General features: G+C 72.8%; 2 protein-coding genes and 1 pseudogene. All 3 read right to left on the bottom strand.

Annotated features, from left to right (window positions below):
• A partial coding sequence (locus ACV4UX_RS18990) for an aminotransferase class I/II-fold pyridoxal phosphate-dependent enzyme (protein WP_491594843.1) occupies nt 1–659 on the bottom strand: 659 nt, incomplete at its 3' end.
• Entirely contained in the window at nt 656–1627 is a 972-nt protein-coding gene (locus ACV4UX_RS18985) for a LysR family transcriptional regulator (RefSeq protein ID WP_491594842.1), read from the bottom strand. The genes ACV4UX_RS18990 and ACV4UX_RS18985, both read right to left, overlap by 4 nt.
• A gap of 4 nt (nt 1628–1631) precedes the next feature.
• A pseudogene (locus ACV4UX_RS18980) lies at nt 1632–2026 on the bottom strand (hypothetical protein); the annotation flags it as partial.

The raw sequence follows: 2026 nt of genomic DNA, 5'->3' as shown, positions 1-2026 counted from the left end.
AGCCCGGGCACGGCGAACATCTTGGTGAGCGAGACGAGCACCGCCACGTTGCCCCGCGCCTCTCCGGCCAGGGACTCGAAGCCCTCCACGAAGGAGCCGAAGGCCTCGTCCACCACGAACAGATGCTCCGGAAACTCCCGGGCCAGAAGGCGCACGTCCCCGGCGGGCACGTCCAGGCCCGTGGGGTTGTTGGGGCGGGCGATGAACACTGCCCGGGGCTCGCGGGAGGCGGCCAGACGGGCGCGCAGGGCTCCGGGGTCCAGGGCCAGGGCGTCCTCGTGGCGCAGGGGCAGGCCCTCCACGTCCATGCCCGCGGCCAGGCAGGCGCGGCGGTAGTCCACGTAGGAAGGCTCCGGGACCAGGGCGCGGGAGAGCCCGCAGGCCCGGGCCAGGGCGAAGAGCAGCTCGCTCGTGCCGTTGCCCGCCACGACGCGCGCCTCGTCCACGCCGTAGCGCTCCCGGGCGCGGGCGCGCAGCTCCCGGCAGTGGGGGTCGGGGTAGTGGACCAGGCGCGAGACGGCCCCCGAAAGGACCGGGCGCAGCCATTCGGGCGGCCCCAGGGGGTTGATGCTGGCCGAGAAGTCCAGGATGTCGCCGGGCGCGCACCCGGCCTCGCGGGCCAGGGCGTCCAGGTCGCCGCCGTGGGAGGGGAGGGTCATGCGCCGCACGCCTCTGCGGAGGCTTCGGGGGCCTTTCCCGAAGCGCCCTCCCGGGCCTTCGCCACGGGAGCCCCCGTAACGGCGCACTCCAGGCCCCAGGCCTCGGCGGCCGCGTCCAGGGCGGCCTTCACCTCGGGCTCGTGGAGACGCTTCGCCAGCGCCACGAGGCTGATGGGAATGCCCAGCGCCCCCCCGGGCCACACGGCCAGCTCCCGTCCCGGATCGTCCGCGCGGGCCATGTCCTCGCGCAGGAGCGAGAGCCCCATGCCCGAGGCCACCAGGGAGCGGATGGTGTCTTCGTCGTTGATGACGGCCGCCGTCCTGGGCGGAGCCCCCCCCTCGGACAGGAGCTCGCGGGCCATGAGCACGAAGGGGCAGCGCTCGTGGAACCAGACCCAGGGCATGGCGGCCAGGTCGCCCACGGAGGCCTGTTCGAGCCGCTCCTTCCAGGCGGGCGGCCCCACCACCCGCACGCTGACCATGCCCAGCGGCAGGGCCGTCAGCTGAGGGTCCTCGTCGAAGCAACCGTATGCGAAGCCCGCGTGGACCCTGCCCGCCTTCAGGGTCTGCGCGACGTTGTAGGAATCGCAGCAGTCCACGTGGACCACGGATTTCGGATGGTCGCGCCCCAGGGCGGCCAGGATGCGAGGCAGCCGCAGGAACTCCGGGTCGGTGTTGCGGGAGAGCACGATGTCTCCGGCGACCTCTCCGCGCAGGCTGCGGGCCTGGGCGAAAAGGTCCTGGGCGCGGGAGAGGGCGTCGCGGGCTGTCCCGCAGAGCCGCCTGGCCGCGCCGGTAGGCTCCATGCCCCGGGCGGAGCGGGTGAAGAGGCTCACGCCCAACTCCTCTTCCAGGCTCTTCACATGGGCGCTCACGGCGGGGAGCGAGAGGTTCAGCCGCTCGGCCGCGCGCGAGAGGTTGCCCTCCTCGGCCACGGCCACGAAGGTGCGCAGGTGGTGGAATTCCATGGCTTCACGAATCCTTAAGCAGGGCTTCAGGCATTGCGATTGGATCGTTTTCCCAGGGTTCGCTAGCAGGGGCTTCATGTCCTGCGTCGGAAATTTCCCAGGCGATGCGTCCCAGCGTCTTCACGGCGGCCTCCAGTTCCGGCCCCTGGCGCACGCCCGCCGAGAGGCGCACGAAGCGCCGGAAGCAGCCCTGGGAGGAGAAGAGCGCCCCGGGCGCGGCGCTGATGCCCGCGTCCATGGCCAGGCGCATGAACTCCACGCCGTCGCCGCCGCCCGGCAGCTCCACCCAGCAGACCGTGCCGCCCGCTGGCCGGGTGGCGCGGGTGCCGGGCGGGAAGTGGCGCTCGATGAGCCCCAGCATGTTGTCCATCATGGTTTTCAGGGCCGGGCGCAGGCGCT

The sequence above is a fragment of the Fundidesulfovibrio sp. genome (assembly GCF_058402725.1).
The sequence above is the reverse complement of the archived record's forward strand: the minus strand, read 5'-3'. Positions and strand labels throughout refer to the sequence as shown.